The 15,700-nt window shown below is 51.5% G+C and carries 16 protein-coding genes; 5 read left to right on the forward strand and 11 right to left on the reverse strand.

Going from position 1 to position 15,700, the window contains the following annotated elements; genetic code table 11:
• Window positions 1–43 precede the first annotated feature (43 nt).
• From CHB92_RS02955 to mnhG, 3 genes are read left to right on the forward strand one after another with little or no spacing between them, the layout of a single operon-like run.
• Window positions 44–541 (forward strand): Na+/H+ antiporter subunit E, encoded by a 498-nt coding sequence (locus tag CHB92_RS02955; protein ID WP_089317676.1) that lies wholly within the window; start codon window positions 44–46, stop codon window positions 539–541.
• Window positions 538–810: a monovalent cation/H+ antiporter complex subunit F gene (locus tag CHB92_RS02960; protein WP_089317677.1), complete on the forward strand. Its 273-nt coding sequence runs from the start codon at window positions 538–540 to the stop codon at window positions 808–810. The genes CHB92_RS02955 and CHB92_RS02960 overlap by 4 nt, the downstream gene beginning before the upstream one ends.
• Window positions 810–1,244 (forward strand): monovalent cation/H(+) antiporter subunit G, encoded by a 435-nt coding sequence (gene mnhG, locus CHB92_RS02965; RefSeq protein ID WP_089317678.1) that lies wholly within the window; start codon window positions 810–812, stop codon window positions 1,242–1,244. The genes CHB92_RS02960 and mnhG overlap by 1 nt, the downstream gene beginning before the upstream one ends.
• Here mnhG and CHB92_RS02970 read toward each other — a convergent pair.
• Window positions 1,213–2,031, reverse strand: a complete 819-nt coding sequence (locus tag CHB92_RS02970) for a metallophosphoesterase (RefSeq protein WP_089317679.1) — start codon at window positions 2,029–2,031, stop codon at window positions 1,213–1,215. The genes mnhG and CHB92_RS02970 overlap by 32 nt on opposite strands.
• A 565-nt stretch (window positions 2,032–2,596) precedes the next feature.
• Between CHB92_RS02970 and CHB92_RS02975 the strand changes: the two genes are divergently transcribed.
• Complete coding sequence (locus tag CHB92_RS02975) at window positions 2,597–4,375, forward strand: chloride channel protein (protein WP_089317680.1); 1,779 nt, start codon at window positions 2,597–2,599, stop codon at window positions 4,373–4,375.
• A gap of 104 nt (window positions 4,376–4,479) precedes the next feature.
• Here CHB92_RS02975 and CHB92_RS02980 read toward each other — a convergent pair whose 3' ends face one another.
• Window positions 4,480–6,153, reverse strand: a complete 1,674-nt coding sequence (locus CHB92_RS02980) for a hypothetical protein (protein WP_089317681.1) — start codon at window positions 6,151–6,153, stop codon at window positions 4,480–4,482.
• Window positions 6,154–6,352: 199 nt separating this feature from the next.
• Between CHB92_RS02980 and CHB92_RS02985 the strand changes: the two genes are divergently transcribed.
• A complete protein-coding gene (locus tag CHB92_RS02985; protein WP_089317682.1) occupies window positions 6,353–7,210 on the forward strand; it encodes an alpha/beta fold hydrolase in 858 nt (285 codons plus the stop codon).
• Window positions 7,211–7,277: 67 nt separating this feature from the next.
• Here CHB92_RS02985 and hisIE read toward each other — a convergent pair whose 3' ends face one another.
• The 9 genes from hisIE to trpB all read right to left on the reverse strand — a co-directional run bounded on the left by hisIE (window position 7,278) and on the right by trpB (window position 15,650).
• Window positions 7,278–7,898 (reverse strand): bifunctional phosphoribosyl-AMP cyclohydrolase/phosphoribosyl-ATP diphosphatase HisIE, encoded by a 621-nt coding sequence (gene hisIE / locus CHB92_RS02990; RefSeq protein WP_218824227.1) that lies wholly within the window; start codon window positions 7,896–7,898, stop codon window positions 7,278–7,280.
• 63 nt (window positions 7,899–7,961) lie between these two features.
• On the reverse strand, window positions 7,962–8,720 hold the full coding sequence (gene hisF / locus CHB92_RS02995; protein ID WP_089317683.1) for an imidazole glycerol phosphate synthase subunit HisF: 759 nt from the start codon (window positions 8,718–8,720) through the stop codon (window positions 7,962–7,964).
• Complete coding sequence (gene hisA, locus CHB92_RS03000) at window positions 8,714–9,433, reverse strand: 1-(5-phosphoribosyl)-5-[(5-phosphoribosylamino)methylideneamino]imidazole-4-carboxamide isomerase (RefSeq protein ID WP_179222949.1); 720 nt, start codon at window positions 9,431–9,433, stop codon at window positions 8,714–8,716. The genes hisF and hisA overlap by 7 nt, the downstream gene beginning before the upstream one ends.
• Window positions 9,433–10,014 carry an imidazole glycerol phosphate synthase subunit HisH gene (hisH, locus tag CHB92_RS03005; RefSeq protein WP_089317685.1) on the reverse strand — a complete coding sequence of 194 codons (582 nt, stop codon included), beginning with the start codon at window positions 10,012–10,014 and terminating at the stop codon, window positions 9,433–9,435. The genes hisA and hisH overlap by 1 nt, the downstream gene beginning before the upstream one ends.
• A gap of 292 nt (window positions 10,015–10,306) precedes the next feature.
• Entirely contained in the window at window positions 10,307–11,650 is a 1,344-nt protein-coding gene (gene mgtE / locus CHB92_RS03010) for a magnesium transporter (RefSeq protein WP_089317686.1), read from the reverse strand.
• 27 nt (window positions 11,651–11,677) lie between these two features.
• Complete coding sequence (locus CHB92_RS03015) at window positions 11,678–12,457, reverse strand: hypothetical protein (protein WP_089317687.1); 780 nt, start codon at window positions 12,455–12,457, stop codon at window positions 11,678–11,680.
• Window positions 12,458–12,680: 223 nt separating this feature from the next.
• The gene (locus tag CHB92_RS03020; RefSeq protein ID WP_089317688.1) at window positions 12,681–13,691 is read right to left on the reverse strand and encodes a bifunctional 3-deoxy-7-phosphoheptulonate synthase/chorismate mutase; all 1,011 of its coding nucleotides are present in this window, start codon (window positions 13,689–13,691) and stop codon (window positions 12,681–12,683) included.
• Complete coding sequence (gene trpA, locus CHB92_RS03025) at window positions 13,688–14,470, reverse strand: tryptophan synthase subunit alpha (RefSeq protein WP_089317689.1); 783 nt, start codon at window positions 14,468–14,470, stop codon at window positions 13,688–13,690. Before trpA ends, CHB92_RS03020 begins: the two co-directional genes overlap by 4 nt.
• Entirely contained in the window at window positions 14,460–15,650 is a 1,191-nt protein-coding gene (gene trpB / locus CHB92_RS03030; RefSeq protein ID WP_089317690.1) for a tryptophan synthase subunit beta, read from the reverse strand. The genes trpA and trpB overlap by 11 nt, the downstream gene beginning before the upstream one ends.
• Between the last annotated feature and the right edge of the window lie 50 nt (window positions 15,651–15,700).

Here is a 15,700-nt window from a genome sequence, read left to right on the forward strand (position 1 = left end):
CTTGCATCGCCAGTAAGTAAGCAAAACAGAAGACCACAAGTACATGAAAACTTTTCTCACACACTGTTTTATTGCCGCGCTCAGCACCCACGTACTCTATTACCTGGAGCTCTCCCCCTTGCCTTATAACGCGTTAGGCACTGTCGCCCTGTTCCTGCTCATCATGGCAGTTTTGTGGCTAAGCGCTTTCCTCTACAGCCGTTCTTATTTCCGAAAACTGCCGAAGGCACTCAATTTTGCCGGTTTCTTTTTGAAAGAGTTGCTGGTTGCAAACCTGAAGATTGCTTTTGATATCCTGACCCCCCACTACTACATGCGCCCTACCGTGCTGGCCCTGCCATTGGCTGTGAAGACTAATTTTGAGATTACTTTCCTGGCTAACATGATATCGCTTACGCCAGGCACCCTGAGCATAGACCTGAGTGAAGACAGAAAGCATTTGTACGTGCATGCGCTGTATGTGAAGCAGAACGATATAGAACGCCTGAAGCGGAACATCAAGCATGGTTTTGAACGAAGGCTGCTAGAACTGACAAAATGAGCCCTTTTTACCTGACTTTGACGACCGCCATGGTGGTCCTGAGCATTTGCCTGGTACTTACGGCAGTACGGTTTGCCGTGGGGCCCACCTTACCAGACCGGGTAGCTGCTTTCGACCTGATCGTGGCAAACGTGATCGGGATCATTGCCATCTATACAGAGTTTACCAATAACGAGGACTTCATAGATGTTGCCATTATCCTGTCTTTATTTGGTTTCCTGGGCTCTATCTCTTTTGCCTATTACCTGATGAAAATAAACAAGAGTTGATGTTAGAGAATATTGATTTTGTCCTGCTTCGCGAACTGATCAGCTGTGTGCTGATACTGGCAGGGGTGCTGTTTATGCTTATTGCCAACATCGGCCTACTCCGCTTCCCGGACTTTTATATCCGCATGTCGGCCATTACGAAGGGGGCTACCCTGGGCCTGGGCCTGATCCTGCTGGGGATAGGCGTTTACTTTAACCAGTCGGATATCCTGCTGAAGGTGTTTTTGGTGATCGGTTTCTCTTTTGTGACGGCCCCGGTGGCGGCCCATGTCATTGGTAGAACCGCTGTGCAGAACAAGATCCCTTTCTGGCAGAAAACCAACCTGAAAGAGTTTAAGGACTACCTGGCCAAAGAGCACCTGGAACAGGTCCAGAGCCAGGATAAATACCGGGAGCAGGCCCTTAAGAAGAAGAGTGATGATGCTGGTACGTGACAAAGGGCCGGAGGGGCTCAGCATAGGTCTCGAAAGAATCTACATAAGTTAGCGTTTGCTCCGGATAGCTTAAGGCGGTAAGGCTCCCCCCAAAAACACAACCGGTGTCGATGTTAATGGTGTTGTTACGCCACCTAGGCTCATGTACCGGTGTATGGCCATATACCACAATGGCCTTGCCACAGTAGGATGCTGCCCAATCCAGTCGCACAGGCAAGCCTCTCTCATCCAGGTCCCCTGTCGTGGGGCCATAGAGGCAAAGCTCACGGGTACCTCTTGTTTTGCGTCCGTGATAGCGTTCCTCCAGCCCCGCATGCGCGATGACTAACCTGCCGTCATCTAAAATAATGTGGTGTGGCAAGTCCTGCAGAAATTTCCACACCCGCCTATGGAAAGCTCGGTCATAGCGCTCCAACTGCGCCATGGTGATTTCCAGCCCATGGCGCACCTGTACGTTCCGCCCCTGCAGTTTACGATAGAGTTTATCGTCGTGATTGCCCATCACACAATAGGCTATCCCCTGCTCTACCATGTCCATTACCAGGCGCAGCACCTCCGGAGAGTTAGGCCCACGGTCCACCAGGTCTCCCACAAAAATCAGCTTGTAATCTTCCGGAGGTATGACCTCATAGCGCTGCTCCTGCTCTAGAAAGCTAACGGTGTAGCCTAGCCGCTGCAATAAAGTCTCCAGTTCCTGTAAGCACCCGTGTACGTCTCCTATGATATGAAAAGGACCGTGCTGGTCCAGAAGAATCAAATTATTATACTCTTGCGCATCCTGTCTCATCTTGCTCTTCTATATCGGTTAAGAAATAAACCAAAGCGCCATGCCGATAAACTGAGGGTAAGGGAGGATGTTTTTTAACTGAACTTAGGTTTGGCGTGTTATAAAATCTTACTACCCGGAAGAACAACAGCTCTTTTAGCCCAGATGGACTTGCTTCAGCTGCGCGGTTCACCTGTTCTTTCCTCTACTCCCGCTGTAGTTTTATGCGTAGATTTATAAACTATACTTGTTCAGTTTCCCTCAAACACATGTTCAGCCCCTTGGCTGCTCTCCATCGTAGTGGCGGTTCTCGTTTCCGACCTGTGGAAACACAATAAAAGCCCCTCCTCTCTTACAGGCCCACAACAAACCGCCTGCCATCTTACCCCCTGTCTCCGCTAACAATTTCCCCAGCAGTGGCTTTAGCCTTTAATGTAACAGGAAAAACAATGTTTTAGTTAGGGGAAGTGCACAATTTTAGTGTAAATAAAAATAAGAAGTATGTTCAGGAATGGTTGAGGTTAGCAAACGATCTTCCTAATTTTGTAAATCTCACTTAAAGCTCTTGATCCGGCTGACGCTAAGAATGCCATATTATAAAAAAACGAAGATACCCCTTCTCTGGCTGCGCCGCCACACCTCAGACCGAGAGTTTATGCTTATCTCGAGTGTGTTGGTAGGGCTCACAGCAGGCATGGCAGCAGTAGTGCTAAAAACCCTTGTACACTATATCCATGAACTGCTGGCATACGGCAACAGACTTTTAGACCAGCCCTATTGGCTCGTCATATTCCCCCTCATCGGTATCCTGCTCACCGTGTTTGTGGCCCGCACCCTGTTCCAGGGCAAGCCAAGCCGGGGTACGGCCTCTGTCCTGTTCAATATATCGCAGAAGTCGAGCATGGTGGAGCGCTACAACATGTACTTCCACGTCATCACCAGTGCCCTGACGGTAGGCTTTGGTGGCTCCGCCGGTCTGGAGTCCCCGATCGTGGTAACGGGCTCGGCCATTGGCTCTAATTATGGCAGGGAGTATCACCTGAATTACCGCGACCGTACCCTGTTGCTGGCTTCCGGTGCTGCTGCGGGTATTGCGGCCGTCTTCAACGCGCCTATTGCCGGGGTGCTGTTCGCGATAGAAGTGCTGCTCACCGACATCAGCATCTCCGCTTTTATTCCGCTCATTATTGCGGCGGTAGTAGGTACTCTCTGCTCTAAGATCATCCTGCAGGAAGAGATTCTGTTTTACATCGGGCAGCGCGAGTTTTTCGCTGCCGCGCATGTTCCCTTTTATGTGCTGTTGGGTATTCTCTGCGGCATGATGTCGGTCTACTATACGCGCATGGCCTTGCGGGTAGAGGAACTGTTTGAAGGCTACCATAACAAAGTGTATACCCGCGCTATGGTGGGGGGCGTCCTGCTGGGTTTGTTGATCATGCTCTTCCCGCCCCTGTTTGGGGAGGGCTACACCAGCGTGAGCCTCCTGGAAAGTAATAATGCCCAGATGCTGCTACAGGATAGCTGGCTGGCCTTTTTTGGCACGAATGAGTGGCTGGTGCTGGGTTTTGTAGGGGCACTGGCGCTGGTAAAAGTGTTTGCCACCACCATTACGATTGCCTCCGGCGGGAATGGCGGCAACTTTGCCCCTTCCATGTTTGTAGGGGCCACCACGGGCTTTTTCTTTTCACGCCTGGTAAATCTGCTCGAGATCAGCAGACTTCCCGTTAGCAGTTTTTCGATGGTCGGGATGGCTGGTATCTTAAGCGGTGTGATGCACGCTCCCCTCACTGCCGTCTTCCTGATTGCTGAAATTACTGGCGGCTATACCCTCATGATCCCGCTGATGATTGTCTCGGCCACCTCTTATGCACTGGTCAAGTACTTTGAGCCTTACTCGCTGGATACAAAGAAACTGGCACAGAAAGGGCAGCTGCTAACCCATAACAAAGACCGCACTATCCTGCGCATCATGAAGATCCGGCACCTGATCGAAACCGAGTTCCAGCCTGTGTCACCTGACGCCACCCTGGGGGAACTCGTGCAGGTTATCGCGCACTCCCGACGGAACCTGTTCCCGGTCGTAAATGCCGAGCAGAAATTAGAGGGGGTTATCCTACTCGAAAACGTGCGCGAGATCATGTTTAAGGCAGAGAAGTACGATACGGTAAAAGTAAAAGAGCTGATGGTAAGGCCGCCGGCCATGGTGCAGTATGACGACAGCATGGCCGATGTGATGAAGAAGTTTGACGAGTCAAACGCCTGGAACCTGCCCGTACTCCGTCAAGACCAGTATTTAGGTTTTGTCTCCAAATCTAGCATCTTCACCAAATACCGGAAGCTGCTTATAAAGACGACCAATGTCTAGGCCTTCCGAAAGAGTACAAATAGAGGGCACCTATGAATCTTTGACCTCAGGTGCCCTCTTTGTCTTAACAGCCTTTCAGCTTGTGCCCTTGCGTTTCATTAATGTTAAAGTGCTTTTGCCTGCTGTTTGAGCCCCATCGAGCTTAAAAACCCGTCAGCCAGGCAGTCTTTCCAGTAGCTTAGGGCAGAACTCTTGCGGTCTCTGCTTACCCTTACCTGCGCTACCCGTGGCTTTTCTCCCGGCTCATCCGGGTTCTCTTCTTTTATGGCGACCCAGTTAATGACTTCTGAGAGAATCTCTTTTCCAAGCGGTTGCCGTACACCTGCTCTTTTAGAAAGCAGTTCTATCTCCAGGTTGTCGTACAGCACGGTCATCGAACCTTCAGCGTCTTCTTCATCCAGTTTAAACTGAAAGTGCCCTTCCTGCACATGTCCGCTTTCTACGGTCACGAACATGGACGGCTCTAAGATCGGGTTGAGAATTGCCGGGTCAAAGGCTCCGATGTTCCCCTCTAGGTCATGGTAAAAATTCTCGCTTAAGAAGGGCAGGCGCATTGTACAGTTTAGAGGAGTTGAACCCATGACCCGCGTGCTCGCGCGTAGGACGGCTGGGGTTTTCCTGGACATCACCTCCGGTACATTGGTAAGATTTGTCATGGTTATGTTCGTGTTCTCAAAGGTAATGTAGCCCTTTTTGTCTGACTCCAGCTGCAGTTCCTCGTAGCGCACATTCAAGTTCTTGATTTCGACGGTGTCTACATCCAGCCTATGTTCTAAACGCTGTACCCACTGATGCGGTAGCTCTTTATCACTTTTCTTGGTAAAATGCTTCAGGTCCGTATAGGTATACAGGCGAGGGTTCTGTACCGTAACAGAGCGTGCCATAAAGCCGGACTTTTTGACATACGCACCAAAGTCTATATCCTGTAACTGAACGAGCGGTGCGGTCCCTTCCATCCAGCTCACCACTTCCCCCACACTTTTAGCCATTCCGGTGGGGCTAAAAAGCGGCACTAGCTGTACCTGCTTTGCCTCCAGGCTTCTCGTTTGAGTGTCCACAGCAATGGGTCCCGTTCTCAGCCGGTATAAGCCTTTTGGGAGCAGAAAATCAGTTGTATCAACATTTACTCTGATCCTTCTGGCATACAGCACTCTCTCCTCCGCGACAAAAGCGACACTATCCAAGGATAGGTCCTGCATGCGCAGGTTCAGCCCCTGCAAAGCCACATCGTTATAAGTGTTCTTGTAATCTGATCTAAAGAAAAAGCTCCCTGCATTGATCCTGAGAGAATCCAGTGTCAGGCGCTTTAGCCTTCCGGAAAGCTGCTCATACAAAGGCTTGTTTTTGTCGTCATCATTGCCTTTCATGCGGTAGGCTTGTACCGTCGGGGTCTCCATGAACAGCATGCGCACTCTGATGGGACTACTTATGATCAGGTCCCAAATGCTCAAACCTTCTATAGAGATTCTGTCAGCCTGTGCGCGATACAACATGGGCATTTGGGAACTATCGGGTAAGGCCTGCCAGCGCTGAAAATCGGGTTCCAACCGAACACCGGCTAAAGTTATTTCGCCCCCTCGTAAACCAACCCGCACGTCCTGTAGGCGAAGGGCATATACCCCCTTAGACTTTTGCCGGACCACGCTTCGCAGTGTATCCTCCAGCCAGTCATCGGCATAGAGCGCCACGGCAAAAATCAGCAGCACAAAGCACACCAGGGTATAGCCCATCCACGACCATCCTTTCAACTTTCCCCCTACACCTTTGTCCTTTACCATAAATACCGCCTGCGCACTTGCTTTATGATGCTTTACGTGCATCCTGAGTAAAACTTCCCCTAGGAAACAGCTATTGTCGTTTGTTAACGTAAAAAGCAAACCCCGGTGCAGTATGTGCCGCGAAGGATTTGGCACATGACAGGCAGAAGAGCTATCTTGCTCCAGACAAGCAGGCGCACAAGAAAAAGAGAAAATATAAATGAACACACCCAAATGGCTTGACCGCATCCTCTACCCTTTTGCTCCCCATTCACTCACGCTGGAGCAAGGCAACATGCACTATGTGGATGAGGGCGAGGGGGAGCCTCTTGTGTTTGTGCACGGAACCCCTACGTGGTCTTTTGTGTGGCGGCAACAGATTAAGTCGCTCAGCCGCCAATACCGCTGCATAGCGCCTGATCACCTTGGTTTTGGCCTTTCAGATAAGCCGGCTGATTTTAGCTATACCCCGGCAGCCCACGCTGATAACCTGGAAAAGTTGATTGAGCATCTCCAGTTAAAACAAGTTACCTTGGTCGTGCATGATTTTGGGGGACCCATCGGGCTGTCTTACGCCTTGCGGCACCCTGCCAACGTAAAAGCGCTGGTGATTCTGAACACCTGGATGTGGAGCCTGGCAGAGGAAAAGACAATCCGCAAGGCGAGTAAGTTTATGAGCGGTAGTATTGGTCGGTTTTTATACCTGCAGCTGGGCTTCTCCCCCCGGATACTGCTCCCTCAAGGATATGCACAGCGACGACACCTGACAAAAGACATCCACAGCCATTATCTCAAGCCCCTTCATACGTCGACTAAGCGACTTGGCACCTGGCATTTCGCCCGTGCCTTGCATGAGGCCAACCCCTATTTTGCCAATCTTTGGGAGCAGCGAGCGAAACTGAAGGGCATCCCCAAGCTGATCCTGTGGGGAGAGAAAGATAAGTTGCTTCCCCGCCATTTTTTAGATAAATGGCAGCAGGCTTTTCCGGAGGCACAGGTAGAGACATTTAAGACAGGGCACTTTCTGCAGGAAGAAAAAGGAGGCGAGGTAAGCGATGCGATCAAGCGGTTTCTGTAAGCTACTAATGCTTTATGGCAGATAAACGGAGAGGCCGCTGAAATTTTACCCTCAGCGGCCTCTTCGGTTACTTCTTATGCCGTTCCTGTAGTACTTCGACAACATCTTTCAACTCCAGGCCTGTGGCAGACAATAGTACCAAGAGGTGATACAACAGGTCAGCAGCCTCGCCTTTCATGGTGTCCAGCTTGCCGGCAACGGCGTCAATAACCGTCTCCACCGCCTCTTCTCCTACCTTCTGGGCGATTTTGTTTACCCCTTTCTCATAGAGGAAATTCGTATAAGAGCCTTCTACCGGGTTTACCTTCCGCTCCTGTACAACTTCCTCTAAAGCGGCAAGAAAACGAATTGCCGCGGTGCGGTTGCTTCCTTCCTCCTCCCCAAAACAGCTGGTAGTGCCTGTATGACAGGTAGGGCCAGCTGGTTTTACTTTAATCAGCAGGGAGTCGGCATCGCAATCGCGGGTAATGCTAATAACCAGTAGGGTGTTGCCGGAGGTTTCCCCTTTCGTCCAGAGACGGTTTTTAGAGCGGGAGAAGAAAGTCACCAGCCCCTCCTGCCTCGTTTTGTCCAGTGCCTCCTGGTTCATATAGCCCAGCATGAGCACCTGGCCCGTTACCTCATCTTGTATGATAGCCGGCACCAAACCGCCCGTTTTTTCAAAATCCAGTTCCACTCTTTCTTGCATTATAAGTTAAACTTAAGCGTATGTCGACCTTTAACAGTCTTTTGCTCTATCCTGCGTGTAAATTTAAATGCGCACGTCCACGCCCTCCTGCTTCAGAAAGGCTTTCAGCTCCGGCACTTCCAGTTCACGGAAGTGAAACAGGCTGGCAGCCAGGGCAGCATCAGCCTTGGCTTGATGGAAGACATCGGCAAAGTGCTGCATCGTACCTGCCCCTCCCGAAGCGACAACGGGTACCGAAACAGCTTCAGAAACGGCTCCGGTGATATCCAATGCAAAACCAGCCTTCGTCCCATCGTTGTTCATGCTCGTCAAGAGTATTTCCCCTGCTCCCAGGTCGGCTACCTGACGGCACCAGTCTACTGTGGCATGTGGGGTTTCTACTGTCCCGGCACGGGCAAACACTTTCCAGCCGGTCGCTTCGGTATGTTTGGTATCCACAGCCACGGTTACACACTGGCTGCCAAACCGCTTTGCCAGCTCTGCCACGAGATGGGGGTTACGAATGGCAGCCGAGTTGATCGAAACTTTATCGGCTCCTGCCATCAAAAGGACTTCTACATCCGCCACGGCTCCAATGCCTCCCCCAACGGTAAAAGGAATATCAATATGGCGGGCAATGTCGCGTACGAGCTCTGCGAACGTTTTGCGTTCTTCGTTGGTGGCGGTTATGTCCAGAAACACGAGTTCATCCGCCCCTTGTTGGGCATACCATTTAGCCAGTTCTACCGGGTCGCCTGCATCCCGTATGTTCTCGAACTGCACGCCTTTGACGCAGCGTCCGTTCTTAATATCCAGGCAGGGAATGATGCGTTTGGTTAGCATACAAATTCTTTTAAATCCTTCAGTTGAATGGTGCCCTCGTAAATAGCTTTTCCGATAATGGCCCCTTTTACCCCTATCTCCTGCAATACCTTCAGGTCCTCCACCGTCGTCACGCCACCACTGGCGATCAAACCAGCCTGCGGCAAGGCCTGCTGCAGTTGGCGGTAGGTTTCGGAGGACGGGCCTTGCAGCTTGCCATCTTTGCTCACATCGGTACAAATAAACAGCTGGGCACCCGCTTTCAGGTAATCGGCTATAAAATCCTGCAGGGCATAGTTGCTTTCTTCTGTCCAGGCGCTGATGGCAATATGTTTCCCCTTAAAGTCAGCTCCCACAATTATCTTGTCAGGCCCGTACTGCTGGAGCCAGTCCTTCACCGTCTCGGGCTCCCGCACCGCTATGCTTCCGGCCGTGATCTGGCTTGCCCCCGCCTCAAAAGCCTGTCGCACGGCCTCCTCCGACTGTAGCCCCCCTCCAAAATCGATTGTTAGTGCTGTGTTGGCAGCAATGTTTTCGAGTACTGCCAGGTTTACCGGCTTCTTTGCCCGCGCCCCGTCCAGGTCTACTAAGTGCAAGCGCTTGATACCATTGGCTTCAAAACGCTTGGCTACCTCCAAAGGGTTGCTGTCGTAGGTGGTCTGCTGGGCAAAGTCGCCTTCCGTAAGGCGCACGCACTGCCCGCCGATAATGTCTATGGCTGGGATAATCTCCATCATAAGGCTAAAAAGTTCTTTAAGATCTGGCTGCCGGCAGGTCCGCTTTTCTCAGGGTGGAACTGGACAGCATAAAAGTTTTTGTAGTGCAAGGCCGCCGAAAAAGGCTCGGGATAGGATGTTTGCGCGATGGTATAGTCGCTGAGCGGCACATAATAACTGTGTACGTAGTAAGCGTACTCTTTCTCCTGCAAGCCGGCAAAAAGCGGCGAAGCCAGGTGCTCCAGTTGGTTCCAGCCCATGTGGGGCACTTTCAAATCCGTTTGAAAGCGCTTTACCTCCAACGGAATAATGCCCAGCAAGGGCGTTTCTCCCTCCTCCGAGTGCTGGCACAGCAGCTGCATGCCCAGGCACACGCCAAAAAAAGGCTGCTCCAGCGTGGGCAGGAGTTTATCCAGGTTGCGGGCCTTGAGTTGCTCCATGGCCGAGGAGGCTTCCCCCACACCCGGAAAAATCACTTTGTCTGCGGCTTTGATGGTCTCAAAGTCACAGCTGAGGGTCGCCTGTATGTTGAGCCGCTCCAGCGCAAACATCACCGACTGCACGTTTCCCGCTTTGTAATCAACTATTACGAGGTTCATTTCTTCTTTTAAAACATAAGGTAAAAGGCAACAGACACGGAACGTTCATCAAAGCTATTCCCCTGCTCCTAGAGATACTTGTCTGGCAGCAGGAACAAAAAAGCCCGACTCTGCGGAGTCAGGCTTTTGGATATGTGTTTTAAACGTTTAGCAAATCCATAGGCAGGCAGCTCCGAAACGACGGTTTCGTGCGTGATGATGATGCCAATGAGCTTTTGTGCCTGTCATGATTACAAATATAGGACTTCCGACGATAAAAGTAGCTTTTGAAATAAAATCTTTGCCTCTGTTTTTATAAGAGGGTCCCGCTCAGCATACTGGCGGCGATGGTAAAGTAAATGATCAGCCCGGTAACATCCACCAGGGTGGCGACAAAAGGTGCTGAAGAGGTGGCTGGGTCTAAACCCAGCTTTTGAAGCAGAAAGGGAATCATGGAGCCAGAGAGGGTTCCCCACAGCACAATGCCGATTAAGGAAAATCCTACCGTTAGCCCTATCAGAAAGGCGTATTCGCCATAGTCATAAAACCCTGCCTGCTGCCATACAATTATGCGCAGGAATCCTACGGCACCCAATATTAGCCCCAGCATCACCCCGGACAACACCTCCTTGCGCATGACATACCACCAGTCCCGCAGTCCCAGTTCTTTAATAGCCATGGCACGCACGATCAGGGTGGCCGCCTGCGAGCCAGAGTTACCGCCACTGGAAATGATAAGCGGGATGAACAGGGCAAGCACCACTGCCGTTGCAATCTCTTCTTCAAAGTAACCCATGGCCGAGGCTGTGAGCATCTCGCCCAGGAAAAGGATCAGCAACACGCTGGCCCTTTTTCTAACGAGTGTGAGCAGGGGCGTTTCGGTATAGGACAGCTCAAGGGCTTCCAGACCACCGAACTTCTGGATATCTTCCGTGTCCCGACGCTCTATTTCATCGAAGATGTCATCAAAGGTCACAATCCCTACCAGCACCCCCTTTTCTGACACGACGGGCATAACGGCCCGATCGTACTTGTTAAACTGCTCGATGGCCTCGTCGCGGCTCATGGTCGTGGTCAGGCTAAGAAACTGGTAGTCCATCAAGGACTCGATGGTTTCATCCTCGTTGGCCATGAGCAGCTTCCCGATACGGATGTCGTCGATGAGCTTGTTCTCTTTGTCCACCACGTACACATGATTGAGCGTCTCCGCTTTTTTTCCATACCTTTTGATGTTTTCCAGCGCCTGCTTGATGGTCCAGCCCTTTTTGCACTGGATGTAGTAAGGAGTCATCAGACGGGCAATGCTTTTCTCGGGATAACCCAGCAGGTTCAGTGCCACGCTCTTCTCTTCTGGCGAGAGCAGGTTAATGGATTCTTTGATGAGCAGATCCGGGAAGTTTTCGAAGATCTCCGTTCTGTCGTCCGGTGCCATGTTCTCCAGCATTTCCGCCGTATCGGTAGATCCAAGCTTTTTCAGGAGCTCCTCCTGCGTGGAGTAGTTAAAGTAGGTGAACACCTCTGACTTCAGCTCGCCAGGCAGCAGCAGGAAAGCCAGTACCCGCTCTTTCTCGTTCAACTCGCTCAGCACCTCGGCAATGTCGCTGGGGTGGTTGTTTTTCAGGTCTTTTAAATCGAGATTCTCTAGTATTGGGCTCATGCGAATATTTAAAATCAAATCATGTCATTAATTCAGGTTAAGGCCAAAGGCTAGCCCCACCCACGGCTCATGCTGGTAGATCCAGTGCTCCCTGTTCTGGTCAAAGAGGTGGTCTATGCCTATGGCCAGGCCCAGCGTAAAGTTGTTCAGGCCTACAATGCCTGCTACCCCGTTTAGTAGCACCATCCCCTCATACTCGTAAGGCACCGCACCCCTTGTCACAAACTCATTCATGGTCGTGGCTCCTATACCCGTGAACCAACCCACGCTGTACCCAAAGTGGTTAAAGCTTTTATGGTAGTCGGGTACAGGAGTAGGCTTGTACTTAAGCAGGAAAATATCCTTGCGCCCGCCTACATACACTGCGCCCTGAAACGTAGTGGTCAACTGCTGCGGAAAGCCTTCTTCCCCGGGCCGAAACTTAAAAGGTATCGTCAGCACATCTATGTCAAAAGACCACTTGGAGAAGGTGTAGGCATACCGCTCTCCTTTTACCTGCTCCACTTCTTCCGTTGTGTGTAAGACCACACGATGGGCTGTATCCAACCTTTCGGTTAGGGCGTCGCGCTGCTTGTTGAAGGGATACACTACAACGCTGTCCTCTTTTACGTCAACATACGCCTGCACAGCAGTGGCACCGGGCGTGTTCACTCTATAATCCCCGGTGGCAAACTGATACTTCGGTGACTCACGAATGGATGCGCAACCAGCGCAAAGCCCTGCCAGGAACAGGATTAGACTATGCCTTCCCAAAGCCCAGCCATTTGGTCGCTTTTTGGTGCAATTTGTTTTGTATCGCTGCAGCATTTACTGTTTTTACTCCTTTGCTACGATAAAAACCGGTTAAGCTTTAAAAAATAAAAACGCCTGATTCCTATAGGGGAGTCAGGCGTTGTGGGTTTCAACTAAGAAAAGCAGGTACAAAGGCGCCGGCCCCGAGCGTTAACCCGGGCTACTACTACTTAAACCAGGAGAGGTAGCTGCCTTCATGCACGCGCAAGTTAGGAAATAAATACCAGGAACCTTTCCCTTAAAAGCTTTCGCGCAGCTCATAGGCTTGCCGCATGCGGCGGATCAAACGCTCCGACTCTTTAAAGTTAAGGGTTTGCTGCCCATCCGAGAAGGCTTCCTCCGGCTTTTGGTGCGTTTCGTAGATCACCCCATCGGCGCCGGCCATGACTGCAGCCAGGGCCATATCCGCTACATAGTCCCGCAAGCCAATGCCATGGGATGGGTCCACGATCACCGGCAGGTGCGTTTTCTCCTTCAGTACCGGCACTGCGTTCAGGTCCAGTATGTTACGGTAGGCTTTCTCGTAGCCACGGATGCCGCGCTCACACAGCATGATCTTTTCGTTGCCATTCGAGAAAATGTACTCCGAGGCCTGCAGCAACTCTTCCAGCGTACCGGAAATACCGCGCTTCAACAACACGGGCTTTTGCGCTTCACCCAGCGAATCGAGCAGGTTAAAGTTCTGGCTGTTACGGGCCCCTACCTGGAACACGTCCACATAGTCTATCATCTCCTCGATCTGCGATACCTGCATTACCTCCGTAATGATCTTGATGCCATTCTCGCGGCAAATACGGTAAAACATCTGCAGGCCCTCTATGCCCAGGCCACGGAAAGCGTAAGGGGAGCTACGCGGTTTAAACACGCCACCGCGCATGATCTTCACGTTGTTCTCTTTCAGGTGCTCGACCACCAGCTCTATCTGGCGCTCGTTTTCGATAGAGCACGGCCCCGCCATGATGCTGAACTGCCCCTCGCCTACGACTACGCCATCCCCTAGGTCGATCCGCGTTGGCTCTACCCTCCACTTGCGGGAGATTAGCTTGTACTCATCCGATACGCGGTAAATATCAGCCACGCCTTTCAGTTGGCCGATGGTGCGGATGTCGAACTCCTTCTTTCCGATAGCCACCAGGTAGTGCCCTTCCTGGGTCTTTACCTCTGTGGCCTTATACCCAACACCTTTTACCTTGCTCAGTATATTCTCCTTTGCGTCGTCAGGTATTCCCTGCTGTAATTGTATGATCATGCTGTTGTTCTAATGCTTTGAATAAATGAATGGATATTTTCCTGCAGGCTTCCTTCCTGTGCGACTGCTTTGATAAAGGCGCTACCGATAATGGCTCCTTTTGCATGCTGGCACGCCTGGCTGAACGTATCGTTGTTATGAATGCCGAAACCGATCATGGCAGGGTTCCGCAGTTCCATTTTCCCAACCCGCTGGAAGTAGTCCGTGTTTGCCACGGCTTTGCCATTGGTGCTGCCTGTTGTGGAGGCAGAAGATACCATGTACACGAAACCATTGGTATGTGTATCAATTTCGCGTATGCGCTGCTCGGGTGTCTGCGGCGTTATCAGGAACACTTTGCTCAGGTTATGCTCCTCGAATATGTGTTTGTACTCCCGCACGTAATCGGCTAAAGGCAAATCCGGCAGGATAATACCGTCTATGCCCACCTCCCGGCACTTCTGGCAGAAACGCTCTACCCCATACTGCATCACGGGGTTCAGATAGCCCATGAGCACGAGCGGAATTTGTGTATGTTGGCGAATGTCCTGGAGTTGCTCGAATAGCATGGGAATCGTCATTCCGTTCCGGATGGCAATCTCGCTGCTTTGCTGTATGGTAGGTCCATCCGCCAAGGGGTCAGAGAAAGGCATGCCTACCTCAATCAGGTCCACCCCGTTCTTCTCCAGCTCCAGGATAATGGGCACGGTATCATTCAGGTTCGGGTAACCCGCAGTAAAGTACACCGACAGCAGGCCTCCCTGCTTTTCTGCAAAAAGTCGCTTGATTCTATTCTCCATCGAAGTGAAATCTGTTTAAGTAAGTTGTCAGGTCTTTGTCTCCACGCCCGGAAAGGTTCACCACCACGACATCCTCAGGCTTCGCCCCGATTCTACCGAGAGCAGCCAGGGCATGTGCACTCTCCAGCGCGGGGATAATGCCCTCCAGCCTGGTTAGCTCCAGCACGGCCTGCAGGGCCTCCTCGTCTGTGATGCTTTCAAAAACCGCACGTTTGGATTGGTGCAGGTGCGCATGCAAGGGACCGACACCCGGATAGTCCAGGCCAGCTGAGATAGAATAGGGCTCTGTTACCTGCCCGTCTTCGGTCTGCATCAGCAAGGTGCGGCTTCCGTGAATGATCCCTTCCTTGCCCAGCACGGAGGTAGCGGCTGATTCGCCCGAATCTACGCCCAATCCAGCCGCCTCTACGGCCACCAGCTTTACTTCTGATCTATCCAGGTAATGGTAGAAAGCACCGGCGGCATTACTGCCACCCCCTACACAGGCCACCACATAATCCGGGTAATCACGCCCTTCCTTTTCCTGCAGTTGAGTCATCATTTCCTCCGATATCACAGCCTGGAAGCGGGCTACCATGTCCGGGTAAGGATGCGGTCCTACCACAGACCCGATGATGTAATAAGTATCCTCCGGGTTATTGATCCAGTCACGGATAGCCTCGTTCGTAGCGTCTTTCAGCGTGCGGCTGCCACTCGTAGCAGGCACCACGGTTGCTCCCAGCATTTTCATGCGAGCCACGTTCGGCGCCTGTCGTTCGATATCTACCTCACCCATGTACACAATGCACTCGAGGCCCATCAGGGCACATACGGTGGCAGTCGCCACACCATGTTGTCCTGCTCCTGTTTCCGCAATAATGCGCTTCTTGCCGAGGCGCTTCGCCAGCAGGATCTGGCCCATGGTGTTGTTGATCTTATGAGCACCTGTATGGTTCAGGTCTTCGCGCTTCAGGTAGATTTTGGTGTGGTACTTTTCTGAAAGACGCTTGGCATAGTAAAGCGGGGTTGGGCGCCCCACGTAATCCTTTAATAAGCCCTGCAGCTCTTCCTGAAAGTCGGGCTCCTGCATGATCTTCAGGTAATTCTGGCGCAGTTCCTCCACATTCGGATAAAGCATCTCGGGTACGTAGGCACCGCCAAACTTCCCGTAAAAGCCATTTTCGTCAACTGAGTATTTCATTCTTCTAGACTTAAATCTATGACAGCAGGTATTTATTACCTGTTGGTCTT

Origin of the sequence: Pontibacter ummariensis, from assembly GCF_900188175.1 — a bacterium.
GTDB lineage: Bacteria > Bacteroidota > Bacteroidia > Cytophagales > Hymenobacteraceae > Pontibacter > Pontibacter ummariensis.